A 538-nucleotide genomic window follows, 5' to 3' on the forward strand; every position below is an offset into this window, starting at 1 on the left:
TGGCGGTGATCGGCTCGTCGGTGGTGGCCGTTGAACTGGCGCAAGCCTTCGCCCGGCTGGGCAGCCAGGTCACGGTCCTGGCGCGCAGCACGCTGTTCTTCCGCGAGGACCCGGCCATCGGCGCGGCTGTGACCGATGCCTTCCGCGCCGAAGGGATAGCCGTGCTGGAGCATACCCAGGCGAGTCAGGTGGCTTATCAGGACGGTGAATTCGTGCTCACGACCGCCCAAGGTGAGCTGCGTGCCGACAAGTTGCTGATCGCCACCGGCCGCAGCCCGAACACGCGCAGCCTGAATCTCGAAGCCGCCGGCGTGACGGTGAACCCGCAAGGCGCCATCGTCGTCGATGACGGCCTACGCACGAGCGCGCCGGACATCTATGCTGCTGGCGACTGCACCGACCAGCCGCAGTTCGTTTACGTCGCGGCGGCCGGCGGCACGCGCGCGGCCGTCAACATGACCGGCGGCGAGGCGGCGCTTGATCTCACCGCAATGCCGGCCGTGGTCTTCACCGACCCGCAGGTCGCCACCGTCGGGCT

At 69.0% G+C, this 538-nt stretch carries 1 protein-coding gene; it reads left to right on the plus strand.

Going from position 1 to position 538, the window contains the following annotated elements; all coding sequences use genetic code 11:
* Positions 1-538, plus strand: a 538-nt coding sequence (locus tag D1Z90_RS21080) for an FAD-dependent oxidoreductase (RefSeq protein ID WP_158587213.1), incomplete at both ends; no start/stop codon positions are given.

Origin of the sequence: Motilimonas pumila, from assembly GCF_003596335.1 — a bacterium.
In the GTDB taxonomy this organism is placed as follows: domain Bacteria; phylum Pseudomonadota; class Gammaproteobacteria; order Enterobacterales; family CBDFNC01; genus Motilimonas; species Motilimonas pumila.